9 protein-coding genes and 1 pseudogene are annotated in these 17125 nt (G+C 71.5%); 3 read left to right on the forward strand and 7 right to left on the reverse strand.

Features of this window, described 5'->3' with window-relative positions; all coding sequences use genetic code 11:
- Positions 1–465, forward strand: a pseudogene (locus VM306_RS03995) (IS3 family transposase); the annotation flags it as partial.
- A gap of 13 nt (positions 466–478) precedes the next feature.
- Here the strand turns inward: VM306_RS03995 and VM306_RS04000 are convergent.
- Positions 479–1006 carry an NUDIX hydrolase gene (locus VM306_RS04000; RefSeq protein ID WP_325510966.1) on the reverse strand — a complete coding sequence of 176 codons (528 nt, stop codon included), beginning with the start codon at positions 1004–1006 and terminating at the stop codon, positions 479–481.
- A 285-nt stretch (positions 1007–1291) separates the two neighbouring features.
- Here VM306_RS04000 and VM306_RS41300 point away from each other — a divergent pair, with 285 nt between their 5' ends.
- Positions 1292–2485: a helix-turn-helix domain-containing protein gene (locus VM306_RS41300; RefSeq protein ID WP_414672328.1), complete on the forward strand. Its 1194-nt coding sequence runs from the start codon at positions 1292–1294 to the stop codon at positions 2483–2485.
- A 135-nt stretch (positions 2486–2620) separates the two neighbouring features.
- Here VM306_RS41300 and VM306_RS04010 read toward each other — a convergent pair whose 3' ends face one another.
- Positions 2621–2902 carry a hypothetical protein gene (locus VM306_RS04010; protein ID WP_325510970.1) on the reverse strand — a complete coding sequence of 94 codons (282 nt, stop codon included), beginning with the start codon at positions 2900–2902 and terminating at the stop codon, positions 2621–2623.
- 96 nt (positions 2903–2998) lie between these two features.
- On the opposite strand from VM306_RS04010, the gene VM306_RS04015 reads away from it, so the two are divergent.
- A complete protein-coding gene (locus VM306_RS04015; RefSeq protein WP_325510972.1) occupies positions 2999–3376 on the forward strand; it encodes a hypothetical protein in 378 nt (125 codons plus the stop codon).
- Positions 3377–3568: 192 nt separating this feature from the next.
- Here VM306_RS04015 and VM306_RS04020 read toward each other — a convergent pair whose 3' ends face one another.
- From VM306_RS04020 to VM306_RS04040, 5 genes are read right to left on the reverse strand one after another with little or no spacing between them, the layout of a single operon-like run.
- Positions 3569–4795 (reverse strand): neprosin family prolyl endopeptidase, encoded by a 1227-nt coding sequence (locus tag VM306_RS04020; protein ID WP_325510974.1) that lies wholly within the window; start codon positions 4793–4795, stop codon positions 3569–3571.
- 11 nt (positions 4796–4806) lie between these two features.
- Positions 4807–6861, reverse strand: coding sequence for a WD40 repeat domain-containing protein (locus VM306_RS04025; protein ID WP_325510976.1), 2055 nt, complete (start codon positions 6859–6861; stop codon positions 4807–4809).
- A complete protein-coding gene (locus VM306_RS04030; RefSeq protein WP_325510978.1) occupies positions 6858–8897 on the reverse strand; it encodes a WD40 repeat domain-containing protein in 2040 nt (679 codons plus the stop codon). The genes VM306_RS04025 and VM306_RS04030 overlap by 4 nt, the downstream gene beginning before the upstream one ends.
- Positions 8894–12310: a hypothetical protein gene (locus VM306_RS04035; protein ID WP_325510980.1), complete on the reverse strand. Its 3417-nt coding sequence runs from the start codon at positions 12308–12310 to the stop codon at positions 8894–8896. Before VM306_RS04035 ends, VM306_RS04030 begins: the two co-directional genes overlap by 4 nt.
- Positions 12307–17016 (reverse strand): WD40 repeat domain-containing protein, encoded by a 4710-nt coding sequence (locus VM306_RS04040; RefSeq protein WP_325510982.1) that lies wholly within the window; start codon positions 17014–17016, stop codon positions 12307–12309. Before VM306_RS04040 ends, VM306_RS04035 begins: the two co-directional genes overlap by 4 nt.
- Between the last annotated feature and the right edge of the window lie 109 nt (positions 17017–17125).

Raw genomic sequence — 17125 nt, forward strand, 5'->3', positions numbered from 1 at the left:
CCGCGACGATCCGGAGTTCGGCTCCCGGTTCCTGGCCGACGAGGCCCGCGATGCCGGGCGGCCGATGGCGGATCGGACCGCGTGGCGGATTCACTCGTCCATGGGCTGGTGGAGCGCGTTCGGTAAGAAACGCGGCCGCAATGGGAAGAAGGCCGGTCCGCCGGTCCATGACGACCTGGTCCGGCGTGACTTCACCGCCACCGCGCCGAAACGGCTGTGGCTGGCCGACATCACCGAACATCGCACTGCTGAAGGAAAACTGTATCTGTGCGCGGTCAAGGACGTCTGCTGCAGAACAATGTTCTCGACCGGAGCACCTGGTCCACCCGAGACGAACTCCGAATCGCGATCGTCACCTGGATCGAGCGCACCTACCACCGCCGCAGACGCCAAGCCGGCCTCAGCCGGTTGACCCCCGTCGAATACGAAGCAATCATAACCACGTCAGCCAGTCAGGCTGCGTGACTACAGCTCTCACCTACTCGTGCAGACCCATGCGCTGTCCCTGCTCGCACAACGCGGTCGCGCCCTGCTCGGCAGCGTGCAGCGCGACGGCCAGGCGGTCGGCGAGCAGCGGCTTCACGTTGCTACGGGCTTCGTCGAGGCTTTGGAAGCTGGCGGAGAGGATCTCGCCGTCCGTGAACACCATGCCGACCAGATCGGTCTCGTCCAGCACGCCGCCGTCGAAGACGAACACCACACCCTCGGGGCGGGAGTCCTGCGGACGCACGTAGTCCACCACGAGTAACCGGCCCAGCGGTCGCTCCCACCCCAACTCCTCGGCGAGCTCGCGGGTAGCGGTCGCCCACGGCGACTCGTCGGCCTCCACCGCGCCACCAGGAATCTCCCAGTTCGGCTTGTAGGAAGGCTCAAGCAACAGCACCCTGCCCGCCTTGTCGCGGAACAACACCCCGGCGGCCATGCGCTTGCGGGCCAACCCGGCCACGTACTGCTCGACAGGCAGCACTTCGTTGGTACCGGGTGCCGCGGACTCCGATGTGGTCACCCGCGGCACCCTAGCCAGCCCAACCGCGGAAGGTTCCGCCGGGAGCAGTCCTCAGTCGTGGCTGTCGAGGCGTGCAACAGGCGCATACGTGATGATCACCCAATCGTGCCGTGTCTCGCCATCAGCGTATTTCTGCAGGTAGAGGACCGTGAACGTGGGATTCGTCCTAGATCTCTGCAGGTTCCGTGAGCTGGTGCGAACCGGTGTGAGCGAGGTTGGCTGGTGGCGTCTGACAGGACAGACCTCCAGCTACTGCAAGGAAACGCGATGCCGAAACGATTCTCCATGGTCCGGGGCCGTGAGTTCGGCGATCGTCTTCGAACGGCCATCGCAGCCGCGGGCTTCAGCTCACGTGCGCTCGCCGAACGGGTCGACTGGGACGAGGCCAAGCTCTCGGGACTGGTCAACGGAAAGGGCGGCATCAGCGACGTCGAGCTGGGCGTGGTGCTCGGCCTCTGCGGGGTGAATCCCGTCGAACGAGACCACCTGCTGTCGCTGTTTCCAATCGCGCACGTCGAGAGCTGGTTGCAGGAGCACGGAACTTGCCCACCTGTCTACCACCGCACACCGGCGGAGAATCTCGCTGCGGCCAACGCGTTGATCAGCTGGCGCGGGCTCGCGTTGCCGGAGTCGCTGCAGACGCCTGCCTACATGCGTGCGGCGATCGTGGCTTTGCCCAACGCCCGCGCCTGCCGCGTAGACCAGTTCGCGGACCTGGCCTCGCACGTACGCGGTCGGTTCGCCGCCGTCCGCGGAAATGGCGAGCGCGGTGTTGAGCCTCGCGTCCCCGGACCGCCGGATGTAGCCGACCACGATGTCGGCGCCCCGGTCGCGCGCCGCACTGGCGAGCGGCGCGACCAGCGACGCCAGGCCGGCGTCGTCGACGCCGAACTCGCCCTCGGGCAGCACGACGAGCCGGACCCCCTCCGGCAACGTCGCGATCCGGTCCGCGTAGGCCTTGACCAACTTCTCGCCGTCCGCGGTCCCGACGTCCACCGCCCAATGACCCTGGTTGGGCGCGATGAGCGCAACCTGGTGCGACGGCCCTCTTTCTCCCGCCAGCCGGATGACCCCGAAGCCCAGCACGCCGACGAGCACCACGCCCAGCGCCGCACCGACGCGCCACCGGGACACCGTGGAACCGACCATCGCGGCGACTGTGGCGAGCAGTGGCAGACCGAGCAGGACCAGCGCGCGGAACAGCAGCACCACTGTCGTCAGCGTCACCGTCATGCCCGCGCTGATTCCCAGCGCCATCGGCAGCGGAACATCGGTGGAGTGCAAGGAATGCGCCCAGTTGTTCGTGGACCCCAGTACACCGGCGAGGAACGCGGCGGCCGCCGCGTGCCGGGCGGACAACCGAGGTGCCAGCAGCAGCACCGGCAGGGGAGCGAGCCAGGTCAGCGCGGGCACCGGGGTGAACCCGGTGCCGAAGAAGGACAACAACCCCGAGCACAACGCGGCCCCCAGGCCGGCTAACAGGCGGGTGAGGAGTTGGTCGATCATGTCCGCGAGCAGCGTCGGCAGATTCGTTTATGACGACCGGCGCCTTGAAATTCGCCCCGCTCCAGGCGAACACCGACGCCCGTCAGAGCAGGTCTGCGGCCGTGCACGTCATCGCCTTCCCATGTCGTGAATGGACTGTTGAGCCCCATGGTCGCCAACCGCGGCCAGTTCCCGCCGAGTGCGGTGCACGACGAGCTCGACGTAGCGTTCCTCGGACAGTTCGGCGCTGTCGGGTGCCGGTGTCGTGACGGTCAAGCGCCACGAGTGGTCGGCGTTGTCGGTGGCGCAGGCCAGGCAGCTGATGCGAGCCTCGCCGTTCTGCACGGCGCGGAACTGGGAGTGGCCGAGTGTGTGCGAGCCGAGCTTGCACCTCGCGGGCAAGAGGGCCACCGGTCGTCCGGTCGAGTCAGACCTGTGCGTGAGCGTTGTGCGTGCCGAGAAGTGCGTCCATGCAGGTTCGCGGCAGGTTGCCGATCGTCATCCGGCATGATCGCGGCCGTGCTGGTCCGGTTCGCTTACCTTGCCGTCTCTAACGCTTTCGCTGCGCTTTGGTTGTTGCGCATGAGCGATCGTGAGAAGGACGTCGAGATTCTCGCGCTACGCCATCAGCTCGCGGTCTTGCGCAGGCAGCTCGGCGATTCAGTTGGTCTGGCTGGCCTGGTCATGATTGCTTCGTATTCGATGGGGGTCAACTGGCCGAGAGCAGCCTGGCGTCTGCGGCGGTGGTCGTGGCTGGACCGTCCGGAGGCCGCGGCGTTGCTGGCCGCTGCCGCGGATCCTGGTCGTGACTTCGACGCGGTTGTCGTACGCGAGTACGAGCGCGCATTTCACGGCGATCGGTTCCGTGAGGTCGTGTCCAGCTGAACGCGCTGGGGTGTCGCAGTGTGGTTGCCGAAGGCGGGCGGTCTGGTGGAACTCGGTAGCCCGGTGCATGAGGCGTTGATGGTGTTGTTGGGTGCGCCGGCGCAGCATGAGGTGGCGAGGGCGCGGTAGCGGGTCGCACCCACCCAGGTCGCGGCGTGCCTGCCGGGCCCGGAAGTGGTGGTCGGCATCGGTCTACGGGCAGTTGAGTCCGCCGGGCCCACCGAAGAAGATGTGGGTGCCCCACGCGCTGTCCCCGCTCGTCGCGATCGCGACGTTGTAGCAGGCGGGCGACACCTGTCCCGGCACGAGCTGGGGCGCCACCGGAACGCCCGCCGGGTTGTTGACGCCGATCAGCCGCTGGTACGCGGCCCTGCCATAGCCCTCGGAAGGGAACCGGCCCGACCCCATCGGGGGGAACGAACCGAAGCCCGTGGTGGTCTCGCCGCCGAAGGACGCCAGCCGCGCGCCGGAGCTGAGTGTTCCGTTCGAGAAGAGGCTCGCCGGATAGGAGCCGACCCACACGCCGCTGGCGTGGAACCACCACCGGTCCTGCGTCAGCGTGAAGCCCATCCGGACGTGCCACTGGGTGCCGCCCGGCTGCGACACGGGTGTCAGCGCGCCGTGCAGCACGTGGCTGGCGCCGGGGGTGTAGGCGAATCCGCCGGCACAGTAGTCGTTGTAGCAGCTCTGGCTCGGCTGGTAGTCCTGGCGGGTGTAGAACACGAAGAGGCGGGGCAGGGAATCCGCGGCCACCGGACCCGCGATGACGCCCGCACGCCAGCCGCACTCGACGCTTTGCAGCGTGACGAACGGCTGCATCCCGGTCGAGTACCACTGTTGCGACGCCGACGACAGCAGCTGGGGTGGGATCAACGTCGGCGACCAGATGTTGACGTCGCTGGCCCCGCCGAGGTTGTCGGTCTCCTGCCTGGCCACGGCGTGGCGGCGCACGTTGTCCGCCGCCTTGGGGCCGACCAGGAAGTCGTCCAGGGTGGAGTGGTCGCTCGCCAGCCGCTCGAGGGTGTGGCGCAGTACCGGGACCGTGCCCGGCGGGCACCACATCTGGTTGCCGTACTCGTCGTGGTGGTCGGGGTGCAGTGGCGGCGGGATCGGCTTGCTCTCACCGACGGCGGGGCTCTCCAGGTCGCCACCTGCCGGTTCGGACGGCGGATCGGGTGGTTCGGGGATGTCGCTGCTGTCGCGCAACGCCAGCTGCTGCTCGACCGGTACGCAGTCGACGACCTCGCCGCCGGGTTCGACGAAGCTGTGCTGGACGTCGACGCCGTCGTAGCGTCTGAGCAGGAACTCGCGCATCTCGTCGAACGCGTCGTTGTCCGTTTTCACCTCGGTGTTCTCGCGCAGCGAGGCGTACCTGACGGACGACAGCGACCTGCGGAAGTCCTCGAACGGCTGGATCATCGGAATTCCTCTCAGAGCGGGATCGTGGTGAACGCGCGGACGTGCTCGTCGTCGCACGCGGTGGCGAGCACCCTGCCGTCGGCACTGTGGACGAGGTGACGCACGGCGGCGGGGTGGGTGCTGTGGGCGAGCGGCACACCGTTCGCGTCGACGATCGAGACCATGCCGGCCTCGGTCGCGATCGCCAGTGACCGGTCTGCGGGGTGGAAGCTCAGGGCCGTGACCGGACCGGTCTGCGGGAGCGTCCGCAGTGGCTGGCCGGTGCCGCTGACGTGCCACAGCCGGACGGCCGGCTCGGCGCCCGCGGTCGCGAGCAGCGCACCATCCGCGCTGATCGCCACGGCGACGATGTCGCTGGGATGTGTGACCTGGAGGCGGGTGGCGCCGGTCGTGGCGTCGACGACCCGCGCCGTGCCGTCCGTGACGCCCACGGCCAGCAGATCGCCGCTGAACGCGATGCCGGTCGCCTTGCCGTTCGGGTGTGAGATCCGATGCAGCTCGGCGCCGTCGCGGATGTCGAGGATTCTCGTGACGCGGTCGTTGCACGCCGTGGCAACGTGGTGCGCGCCCAGTGCTACGGCGGTCACCGGCTGCGGGTGCATCGCGGTCCAGAGTGGACTTTGCTGCTCCGGATCAGCACCGGCGTCCCGCGGGTAGAGACGCGCGGTGCGGTCGGCACCCGCCACGGCGATCCGCTCGCCGCCGATCGCCACACCGTTCACCGCGCCGCCGAACCTCGCCGCCCACACCGGCACGCCCTTCTCGGCGGTGAACAGGTGCACCAGCCGCGCGGTGCTGCCGGTGACCACGTGCCGGCCGTCGTCGCTCATGGCGATCGCGGACAGCTTCCCCGTGTGCGACCGCTGCACCAGCACCGCGCCGGTGGCGCAGTCGACGGTGGTCGCGGTGGACGCGTCGTCCGCGGCCGCGATCCGCCCGGCACCGGCCGCGACGTGGAACACCCTGCCGCGCACCCGGCGCCGGGACAGCTCCAGGTGCCGGGCGTAGTAGATCCGGACGAACCCGTTCCCGCTCGCACCACGCCCGGCGGCGGCGAGCTGGGTGCCGTCCGGGCTGTGGGAGACAGCGCGCACTTCGTCGCGGACGTCCTGCCACAGCACGGCGCCGCTGCGGGTGTCGAGCACGGCGACACCGTGGCGCGGCTGATCGGGTGCGACACCGAACCCGCGGTCGATGGCGACGTGGTCGCCGGTGGGGCTGAACTCGAGCGCGCCGGTGAAGCGGAAGTCCCCTGCATCGAACTTGCTGAAGAACAGCCGCTGCCCGTCAGCGACCCGGCAGCCGACGACGCCGAGCGCGACGAGCGCGGCGATCACGTGGCCGTCGGGGCTGATCCGCCGCGGCCGGAGGCTGTCGAACGTCTGGTGGGGCAGATCGAGGGTCGTGGTCGCCACGACCGCTCCGGTGCGCCCGTCGACCACCGTCGCCTTGGCGCCGCGGCACAGCACCAGCCGGTTGCCGGCGCCGCTGAAGGACATGTCCATCGGCACGGCGGTCAGCGGCGTGGTCGCGAGCAGGGTGCCGGTCGTGAGGTCCCACAGCAGCAGACGGGAGCCCTCGGCGACCGCGAGCGTCGCCGAGTCCGAGCTGAACGCGGCCATGGCGGCCCCGTCACCGACATCGCGCACGAGCTGCCCGGTCGCCGCGTCGACCAGCACCGTGCGGGCGGAGCTGTTCTCGTGCACCAGGAAGCGGCCGTCCGGGCTGTACCGCACCTCGCCGAGGCCGGCCGTGTCGAACATCGTGCCGCCGGTCGCGCCGGCCAGCACCTTGACCCTGCCTGCCGATTCGGACGACCTCTGCAGCGCCGCCGTGAGACGTCCGTCCGCACGCACCGCCATGCTGGTCACGAGGTGCTCGCCGGGAAGGTGCCAGCGGACGAGTCCGGTGGCGGCGTCGACCCGCGCGAGCCCGCCGACCGGACTGTGCGCACCGGCCAGCCGGGAGGCGCCCGCGGCGAGCCAGTGGTTCGACGGGTGCCAGGCGATCACGCCCACCTGGAACGGCAGTGTCGTCTCGCTGCGCACCACCGCGACGGCGGTCATGGCGTGCCCACGGCGAAGACCCGGACGACGTCGTCGTCGCACGCGGTGGCCACCAACCCGCCGTCCGCGCTGAAGGCGAGGTGCCGCACCGGTTTCGGGTGCCGCAGCAACGCCACGTCGTGACCGGTCCGCACGTCGGTCAGTAGCACCACCGGGCCGCCGGTCGCCAGGCACAGCACGGCGCCGCCCGGCGCGAACGACAGGCAGGTGGCCGGGTTCGCCGTGGTCAGCCTGCGCACCTCGGCCGGTTGCGCGGTGATGTCGTGGACCAGGACGAGGCCGTCGTCCCACGCGGTCGCGAGCAGCGTCCCGTCGTGGCTCAGCGCGACCAGGGGGCACCCGAAGCCGCGGGTGACGCGCGCCCGCACGGCAGGGCCGGCCGGGTCGGCGATCGTGACGACGCCGTCCTCGTTCGCGCTGACCAGCACGGAGCCGAAGGCGAGGTCGAGCACCTTGCCGTCGCCCTCGACCGCCATCACCTCGGCTCCGGTGATGGCGTCGAGCAACCGGGTTCTGCGGTCGACGCAGCCGGTGGCGACCCACCGGCCGTCGGGACTGATCGCGACGCGGGTGACGGTCTGCGGGTGGGTCACCGGAGCACCCCACCGGTTGCCGCCGTCGAGGCTGCGCACCAGCCGCGCTGTCCGTCCACTCGCGATGGCGATCCACTCTCCCGTCGGACCGCCCACCGCGAGTCCGTTGACGATGCCGACCTGCTCGACCTTCCACGACCGGTCGCCGACGACCGAGAACAACCGCACCCCGCTCGCCCCGCCGGCCACGACGGACTGGCTGTGGTCGGCGAACCCGAGCGCCGACACACCACCCGGTACCGGTTTGCGCGCTACGGGAGCGCCGCTCTCCGCGGCCAGCACGGTCACCGAGGAGTTGTCGTCGGCGACCGCGACGAGTGGTGTTCCGGCCGGTGACGTCCTGAGGGCCGTGATCGTGCCGACTCGGCGGCGAGACATTTCCAGGCCGGTGTCGTACACGCGCACAAACCCGGTCGAGTCGGCGTTGGCACCGCACGCGGCGATCCGCGTACCGTCCGGGCTGAACTCCACGTCACGCACCCGGTCCGGCGTGGTCGCCTGCCACAGCGGCGCACCGGTCGCCGCGTCCAGCACGACGAAGCCGGAGACGGACGGGTCGCCGACCGTCTGGTTCACCGCCATCCGCCGCAGGTCCGGGCTGAAGACGACCTTGCTCGCCTCCGGCACGTCGGCCAGCGCGGGCAGTCGTGGCGTGCCGTCGCTCACCCGGTACACGCCGACGCCGGGCTCGACCACGCCCGCCACCCACCGCGAGTCCCGGCTGAACACCACCCCGCCGACATGCAGGTCGGCGTCGGGCCGCAGCACGGGGCCCGGCAGCAGGCTGGGAAACGCGTGGACGCGAATCGTCCCGTCCCAGCACCCCGCCGCGAGCCACTTCCCGTCCGGGCTGAAGGCGACGTTCGTCGTGCCGCGGGCGATCGGCACGATGGCCGCGCTCTGCGTGTCCAGGTCGACCAGCGCGATGCCGGCGACCCCCGGTGCCGCGATCCAGCGCGAGTCGGGGCTGAACACCACCGAGGCGTTACCGCTCTGCCAGTCCCACGGCCCGCGCTTCTGCCCGGTCGCCACGTCAGCGGCCCAGAGGATCTGCCGCATGCCGTTGAACACGTCGGTTCCCCACCACGCCGCGCGCCGGCCGTCGGGGCTGAAGGTGGTGCTTTCCGCCCAGATCCCCTCGAACCCGAAGCGCAACGCGCCGTCCTGCGCGCTCACGACACCGGTCCGCGCGCCCGCGACAGCGAGCAGCCGGCCGTCCGGGCTGACCGCGACGTCGTGCACCGGACCGGAGTTCGTGACCGACCAGCCGGGCGGGCCCGGTTCCGCGGACAGGGTGGTCAGCACGCCCACGGTGCTGTAGTCGCCGATCCACGCGCCCGGCTGTGCCGCGGCGATCGCCACCCACGTCCCGTCCGGGGCCCACGACACCCTGCTCCCCGGTTGGGGCGGGGTCGTGGTGGTGATCTGCTGTCCTGCGCTCATGGCCGCCACTCCGCAGGGAGCAGGACCGTGTCCACGAAGACGTTGCGCTGCCCCAGTTCCTTCGGGGTGTCCGCGCTCGCGACACCGGCGAGGTTCTCGGACTCGCACAGCCGCAGCCGCAGCCGGCCGGACGGCGGCGGCAGCGTGATGAGCGGGATGGCGCCGTCGACCGCACGTGTCACCGCGGTCACCTTTCGCCACGCGGACACGGCGGGGTCGTCGGAGACGAGGTCCAGCGCTTCGGCGTCGACCCCCGCGGGACAGCTCTCCAGCACCACCTCGAGGCGGTTGAGCGGCTCCGGCGAGACACCGCTGACGGTCACGCGCACCTGGGTGCCGTTGCGGTCGACCACCACGCGCCGGTCGGGCAGCAGCGGCACGGTGTCCGCGACGACCACAGTCGACAGTTGCAGCCCCTGGATGCTGTCCGGCTGGTAGCGGGCCACCGCGAGGCTGACGAACGGGTGGTAGGACTGGCCGGTGGGTGGCGGGGAGAGCTCCACGTCGGCGTGCCAGCGGTCGCCGCCCGGGGAAACGGGATACGGCACGACGGTCACCTGCTGGCCGGTCTCCGGCAACGTCAGCCGCGTGACCGCGCCGGGTGTGCGGAACCAGTCCGCCGGCGTGACCGTCACGACGGAAGGCGTGCCGAACAACGGGTCGCGGCCCATCCGGGTGCCCGCGCCCGGCCCGACGACCACCGCGAGCTGCTCTCCCTCGCCGGTCTCGTACCACGGGCGCTCCAGCTCGACGCGCAGCAACTGCCCGAGCCGCAGGTGCTCGACGCGGTCGGCGTTCGGCCGGGTTCGTTGCCGGCGGAACGCGGGCGTCACGGCGAGCACGGCGGGTGCGCTGGGCCGCGCGGACGAAAGGACGTTCACCGGTCCCTGCGGCAGCCGCGCCTCGAACGCGCTGTCGAGCTCGCTCTCCTTGAAGTACTCCCGGAACCGGCTGATCGCGTTGAGCGTGTAGGTGACCCTGCGGTGTTTCGTGTCACCGAACTCGTGCCGGACGGCGAGGCGGGTGACCTGGTCGTCGCTGCGGGCGATGGTCTCGCTGTGCAGGTGCTCCACGACCACCTGCCGCTGCCCCGGACCCGCCTGTGCCCCGACGTCCTCGAACTCGGTCCACGCGGCGGCGACGTCGAGCCGGCCGGTGCTGTCGGTGTCCAGCCCTGACCTGGGGAACACAGGGTTGAGCACCGCCGTGGTGTCGTGGTGGGCGCGGGTGACGGCTAGCGGTGTGTCCCACCGGGGATCCACCAGTGGGCGTTTCACCGCGTGCACGACGAGGATCCGGCGCGGCGGGGTGACCACCGGGTTGCGGCCGCGCTTCGTGTCGTCGGGTGAGATCGGCGGGTTGGCCAGGAAGTCCTGGATCGCCAGGTGGTTCTCCAGCTCACCGTCTATTGTGGACGATAGTTCGACGACCGCCTGCTCGGCCTTCGCGAGCGTCAGCTCGAGCGTGCCGGCGTCCCTCCACCGCAGCGTCACCGGGACCGACGGGTCGGTGTGCGCGGCGAGCGTCACCTTCTTCGGTCTGCGCTCCGGCCAGCGCGGCACCCAGTCCCTGTCGTCGCCCAGCGGCGCGGGCGGACCGCCGGGTGCCTTGGGGACGTGAGCCATGACGCCGTTCGCCACCGGGTCCGGCAGGCCGGATCCGGCCGCGTCGGCGTGCATCGCCTGTTGCGCGAGCGCGAACGACTGCTCGTCGGTCAGCGCGTCCAGCACGCGGTGTTGTTCGACGAGGCCGAACGACACGGTGGGCGGGTGCAGTTCCCGTGACTCGGTGAGCGGGTAGTCGGGGTCGTCGGCGTGGAGCTGGTCCGGGGTGCGGTCGCGGTCGCTGCGGACCACCAGCCGGTCGAGTGCCGCTCCCGCGGCGAACGTGGCGGGACCGCGCAACACCGGCGGCTGCACGGGGTCGTGCCTGCGGTAGGTCACGCTCGCGCTGGCCGCGGTGTTGCCCTGCAGGTCGGTGAGCCCGAGCCCGCCGCCCGCGAGGTCGGCGACGCGCACGCGCAACTGGTAGCGGTCGGCGAACCGCAGTGCGGGCAGCCGCCCGCGCGGGATCTCGAAGTCCCAGTCGAAGTCGAACGGCAGCGGGTGCTCCGGGTTGCGCGCGGGCCCCGGTGTGTCACCGCGCAGGTTCGGCCGGGGCAGCGCGAGGTTCCACCCGTCCCAGCGCAGCACGACCTCGTCGGCCCGCAGCACGCCGTCCGCGCCCCGCACGGCAGCGAACGGCTTCACGTGCCCTTCCTCGCGTCCCGCGCTGATGGCGAGGCCGTTGACGCGGTAGGTCACGTCGCGTTCGCACACCGATCGCCACGCCGAGCCCTCGCGACGCACGTCCACGCGGTAGCCGAGCACGAGGTCGTCGGCCGTCAGTTCGGCGTCGGCCATCGAGTCGGCCGCCCTGTGCAGGTCTCCGAGGCGCATCCGGTGCGCGAAGTCCGCATGCCGTCCCGGTCGCAGCAGCGCGAACCCGGCCGAGCGGATCGAGGGCATCGTCGCGTGCACGGGCGGGTTCTTCGCGTTGTCGTGCGCGGCCTGGCGCAGCCCGCCGACCACCCCGTCGACGTCGAACGTCGAGATCGCCCAGCGGCGAGGCTCCGGCGGCGCGGTGGGATCGGTGAGCGAGCGCGAGTCCGACAGGTCCAGCACGCCGGCGCGGATCCCGGACGTCGTGCCCTGCGCCGGAGCAGGCCGGAAGACCGCGCCGGTCAGCTCGTAGCGCGTCCACGGCGAGGTCACCAGTGCACGCAGGAACGGCGGGTCGACGCAGCGCACGGACAACGCCCTGCCGCCTGTCGACGTCCCCAGCCCGAGGTCCGCCACGTCGACGAGCAGCTCGAACACCAGTCCCAGCTCCAGCAGCACCGCCGGGTGCTCGCGCAGGGTGGACACGGTGCGGTGGAAGTCCGGCGGCACGTGGGCAGGCGGCTCGGCCACGGGCGGCGGCGCGGCCGGCAGCGGCGCGGCCCACCCGGCGATCTCGGTGCGGATCACCGCGTCGGTGGCGGCCGGGTCGTTCTGCGCGCCCTTGCGCGTGACGGCGCGGTAGGTCGTGGCGGCCTCGCGGGCGTCGTGGCAGGTCTGCGAGACCATGGGCGGCGGCACGGTCTTGTGTTCCCACTCGTTCAGCAGCCCGGCGTCGCCGCCGAAGAACGCGGTCCACACGTCCGACCGCGCCCGTGCGACGTGCTCGATCCGGTGCGTGGCGATGGCCTCCCCGGCTGAGGTCCGGGTGCGCAGCTGGAAGCCGGCGTCACCGGTGAGCGTCGAGGGCCAGTCGTCCAGCCCGAAGTCGCTGATGCTGCCCGCGGCCAGCCGTGGCACGACCAGCACCCGGATCGACGCCTTTCCGCTCGGCCGCAACCCGTCCGGCACCGCCACCCACAACAGCTCACTCATGGCTCCACCTCGAACACGCGCACCACGTTGTCGTCGCAGCCCGTCACCACGCAGCCGGGCCCGAACGCGAGGCACCGCACCGGTTCGGGGTGGATCAGCCGGCCGGTCTCCTCGCCGCTGACCGGATCCAGCACCCGCGCCACCGGGTGCTCGGTCGCGACCACGAGGGCGCCGCCCGAGTCGAAGCCGAGCGCCACCACGGGCGCGGGCGGGGTGAAGCCGTGCAGCGAGGTGCCGTCCGCGCGCCACAGCCGGACGTCGGCTCCCGCCGTGGCGAGCACCGACCCGTCGCTGCTCAGCGCCACCTGGCTGATCGGCCCGCTGTGCTCGACCCGGATCCTGCTCGCGCCCGAGATCACGCTCGCACTGCCGTCGTCGCTGGCGCTCGCGATGATCCCGTTCACGCTCACGGTCACCGCGCGGATCTTCGCGTCGTGGTCGAACTCGTGCAGCACGTCACCCGTGTCCAGCGCGAGCACCCGGATCCTGCGGTCCTGCGCCGCGCTCACGACGAACGCGGGCCCGATCACGACGTGGGTCACCGCCTGCGGGAGCTGACGTGTCCAGCGCGGCTGCTGGTCCTCCGGATCGCCACCTGCCCGCCGGTCGAACAGCCGCACGAGCCGGTCGTTGCTCGCGGTGGCGAGGAACCGGCTGTCCGCGCTGAACGCCACCGCGTTGACCGGTCCGCGGTGCTTCGCCACCCAGCGGGTGTCGTCGCGGGTGTCGAAGTGGCGGCACCGGCCGTCGGTGTTGCCGGTGACCACGCTGTGGCCGTCCGGGCTGGCCGCGAGCGAGGTGACCGCTCCGGAGTGGACGCGTTCGAACAGCGGCTCCCCGGTGCCGGCGCGGAAGACGGTGAGGACGGGCTCCTCCCGCACGGCCACCGCAGCCGCGATGTCTCCGCCTGCCGCCACGAGGCTGACCGGAGCACCGCAGTCGTGTCGTGCCCGCACCGCGTTGCCCGCTTCGTAGACGCGCACGAAGTCCACGCCGCACGAGACGACCCGTGAGCCGTCACCGCTGAACGCCAGGTCGGTGATGTGCTGCCGGTCGCGCCACGACACCGCGCCTGTGGTCGTGTCGAACACGGTCACGCCCGGTGCCGGTCCCTCCCCAGGCTCCTGCCCCACGGCCACGTTGACCGCGAGTTCGCCGCCATCGGGGCGGAACGACATCGCGACCGCCGCCGGGGCCACCGGAAGCCGCAGTCCCAGCACGGTGTGTCCACCCGCGACGGTGCTGAGCCGCAAGGTCCCCGGACCGGGCGGTCCGCCCGCGAGGAACGCGACGACCCGCCGGTCCCGCCCGAAGCGAATGGTGTCGACGGCCTGCGCGCTCGCCGTTCCCAGATCGGGAACACCCACACGGGACCGTTCGGTGATCATCCCGCCGACGAGCCGCGGCTCGTACTCGATGACAGTGCCGAACCGCCCGCTCGCCACCAGCACGCCGCCGTCGTCGGTGAACGCGCAGGCCGACGCGAAGCCGTCGTGCTCGTTCAGCTGCCACACCGGCGCGCCGGTCCGGCTGTGCACCAGCGCGGGACTGCCCGTGCAGAGCAGGCCCGAGTCGGCGCTGAAGACGGGTGACGCCAGCGAACGTCCCTGTTGGTGCAGCAGGGTGCCGGTGGCGGCGTCGAGCACGGACACGGCCTGGCCGAGGACGCCGAGCAGCGCCGAGTCCGGGCTGAACCGCAGCCGACCCTGGCCGGGCACGCTCCACAACCGTTGTCCCGTCCCGGCTTCGAGCATCCGGATGCGCCGCTCATCACCCTCGGTGGTGCTCACCGCGATCCGTGTCGCGTCGGGCGACACGGCGATGTCCACGCACCAGAGGTCGTCGATCCGCCACCGCTGCCGACCGGTTGCGGCGTCCAGCACGGTGAGTCCGAGCGGGGCGGTGTCCGCCCGGCCGGCGCCGACCACGATCCACCGGTCGTCCGGACTCCACACGACGCGGCCCGCCCGGTGCGCGACGGTCGTGTGGAACACGACGCGGAACTCGTGCGGTGCGGTGCCCGCTCGCGCGGCCGTGCTCACCCGGTTGTCGGTGCCGGACTCGTCGGCGAAGGCGGCCCGGTACTGCCGCCACTGCTGCAGCGCGTCGGCGGACCTGACGTCGTCCAGCGGGTGGCTGCGGGTGTCGCTCCCGCCCGCGAGCTCCCATTCGCCGCTGTCCAGCTCGACGCTGTCCGACCACAGCGTGAGGTCGATCTCGATCACCAGTGTGGCCCTGCCGACCAGGGCATTGCGCTCCGAGCGGTAGGTCATCGACAGGCACAGCTCGATCGACACCGAGACCAGGCCGAGCACTTCGACGCAACCGCCGACGCGCAGGTATCCGGTCAGCGTCACGGATCCGCCGCGGTCGAGCGCGAACCTGACCCCGCCCAACGCGTGGACCTCGCCGGAGGCGATGACGAAGTCGACCGCGACGAACGCGCCGAACTCCAGCGCGACCTCGAACAGCCGGAGCCCGTCGCGGTCGAGCTGGATCTCGACGTACCCGCCGCCGCCGAACATCATGACGCCGAGCTGGAACGGGTTGGCGCGGCTCGCGAAGCCCAGCGCGACGACGACCGGGCCGCCGGTGAACGGGATGTCGATGCTCGCGGAGAAGCTGATGTTGCGCATCACGAACACGCCGGCGGCGATCGGTGCCAGCGGCAGTGCGTAGCGGACCCTGATCCCGGCAGGAGAGACGTCGAGCAGCTTGCCCGCCGCGCCGAAGTCGACCGCGTCCTGCAGTTTCTCCAACAGCTTCAGCTCGCCGAGGAACTCGGCCTTCACCCCGCGCACGTCCACCGACGGCGGGTTTCCACCGCGCTGGCTGAACCTCAGCTCGGCGAACCTCAGCCGGAGGACGACCTTCGGACCGGGCGGCAGTTCGAACGCGAAGTCCTTGACCGTGCACACCTTCTCGTCCGTGCCGACGTCGAGGTCCAGGCGCGTGGACGGGTGCGCGACGAACGGACCGGCCGACTTCAGTGCTACGTCCCACCACCGCAGGCGGATCTGCGGCGGTGCTCCCGGAACCGGGACGGAGGTGATCTGCGGCGGCAGCTTCAGCTGGTGCAGCAACGACTTCAGCGGCATGCCGAGCAGCGTGGCGTCGTCGGACGGGAACAGGCTCGCGGGGTCGATCACGCCGGTCGCCGGGTTCGGCAGGGCCTGCAGACTGACCGGCCCCAGCGTGCGGGAGATGGCGTTGGCGACGTACTTCGGTGCGACCAGCCCACCTGACCTGTCCGCGGTGCGGGAGAAGTCGATGTCACGCGCCTGCGCGGTCAGCATCTCCAGCACGACGTCCTCGGCGGCGTTCTGCAGGTACCTCTGCGTGAACCGCACCTTCGACGCCGCGGTGTCGCCGCGCAGCACGCGCAGCGCGGGGAGTGCCAGTTCCAGCTCGGTCAGCACCGGCCGGTAGCCGTCGCGCACGTCGCCGAGCCCGCCCACCGTGATCGAGTGCACCTCGTGCACGTCGCCGGCAGCACGCTGCGGTGACGCCACCAGGTCCAGCACCGCGCCCGGCAACGCCGCCCTGCTCGTGCCGTAGTCCGCCGCCAGGCGCCGGGCGAGCTCTGGACTGGCCAGTGTGTCGACCACGGGCCGCCGGTCCTCGACGAACAGCAACGGCAACCGGAAGCTCACGCCACCCGAGCGCACCCCGAACTGCACCACCTGCCCGGTGAGCGTGGTGGGCCAGAAGTGGGTCAGCACGTTCCCCGCGCCGGGCAGCGCGGTGGTGAAGTGGTTCGGCGGCGCGAGATCGGCCACCGATGTCGTCGTGATCTCGACGTCCCCCAACGGGAAGCCGCGCCGCAGCACTCCGTCGGACGGCGCGCGCCTGACCGGTTCGACGACGGTCAGCACCCGCGTGGCGCGCACGACGGCGGCGCCACCCGCCACCGGGTCGAAGGTCCTGACGAACACCTGCACGAGCTCGGCGCGGTGTCCCAGCGGATAGAGGACGCCCCGCGCGACGGTGCGCACCCGCATGTCCCTGCCGAGCACGGCGTGGTGCTCCCACTCGAAGTTCGGCCACTTCCCCGACGCGTCGAGCGTTCCGCCCAACGCGCTCAGCTCCAGCCGTTGGACCGCGGCGGGCCGGTTCTGCCCGGTCTCGTCGACCAAGCGCAGTCTGCTGCCGCGCGCCACGGTCAGTGAATTGGCCGGCGCGAACGCCGGGTCCGGTGTGTCCGCCACTTGCCGGTCGACGGCGCGCACGGCCAGCTCGGCGCCGACCAGCCGCGTGCGCCACATACCGCTGACCTGACCGGACACCACGGGGCTGACCGGATGTCTGCACGCTACGGGACCGACCGGGCTGATCAGCAGCCGCCACGGGAGCTCGATGGCCGCGGTGACCACGGGGCCGGCCGCGAGCGCGGCGAGCACGCCCTGCGTGGTCAACACGACGCGGGCACCGGCAGCGACCTCGACGACCACCCGGCTGCCGCCGGACAGCACGCCACGCCATCCCGGCACCGTGCTGCCCCCGCCGCTGGGCAACTGCACGGGCGCGGGGGAACCGGTCGGTGATGCCTCCTCGCCCACGTGCTGTGGCGGGAACAGCACCTCCAGCCGGGCCGCGGTGGACGCGGTCAGCACCGCCACGCCGGACTCCGTCGAGCTGGTGAAGCCCGACCACCGCACCCCGACCACGAGGTGGTCGTCAGCGCGCACGAGCAGGTGAGACGCCATCGGCCGACACCTCCGTCCGGGGAACGGCGCGGGTCCCGTGCCAGGGAGTCACTTGGCGACCAAGGGTCGTTACGCATCGTCCATTCACATCGGCGGAACAACACCCATT

Source organism: Lentzea sp. (genome assembly GCF_035525475.1).
Classification (GTDB): domain Bacteria; phylum Actinomycetota; class Actinomycetes; order Mycobacteriales; family Pseudonocardiaceae; genus Lentzea.

Bases quoted from the DNA above. Each gene is read 5' to 3' on its own strand.
- VM306_RS41300 (WP_414672328.1), top strand. From the start codon at position 1,292: ATGGTCCGGGGCCGTGAGTTCGGCGATCGTCTTCGAACGGCCATCGCA.
- VM306_RS04015 (WP_325510972.1), top strand. From the start codon at position 2,999: ATGATCGCGGCCGTGCTGGTCCGGTTCGCTTACCTTGCCGTCTCTAAC.
- VM306_RS04020 (WP_325510974.1), bottom strand. From the start codon at position 4,795: ATGATCCAGCCGTTCGAGGACTTCCGCAGGTCGCTGTCGTCCGTCAGG.
- VM306_RS04025 (WP_325510976.1), bottom strand. From the start codon at position 6,861: ATGACCGCCGTCGCGGTGGTGCGCAGCGAGACGACACTGCCGTTCCAG.
- VM306_RS04030 (WP_325510978.1), bottom strand. From the start codon at position 8,897: ATGAGCGCAGGACAGCAGATCACCACCACGACCCCGCCCCAACCGGGG.
- VM306_RS04035 (WP_325510980.1), bottom strand. From the start codon at position 12,310: ATGAGTGAGCTGTTGTGGGTGGCGGTGCCGGACGGGTTGCGGCCGAGC.
- VM306_RS04040 (WP_325510982.1), bottom strand. From the start codon at position 17,016: ATGGCGTCTCACCTGCTCGTGCGCGCTGACGACCACCTCGTGGTCGGG.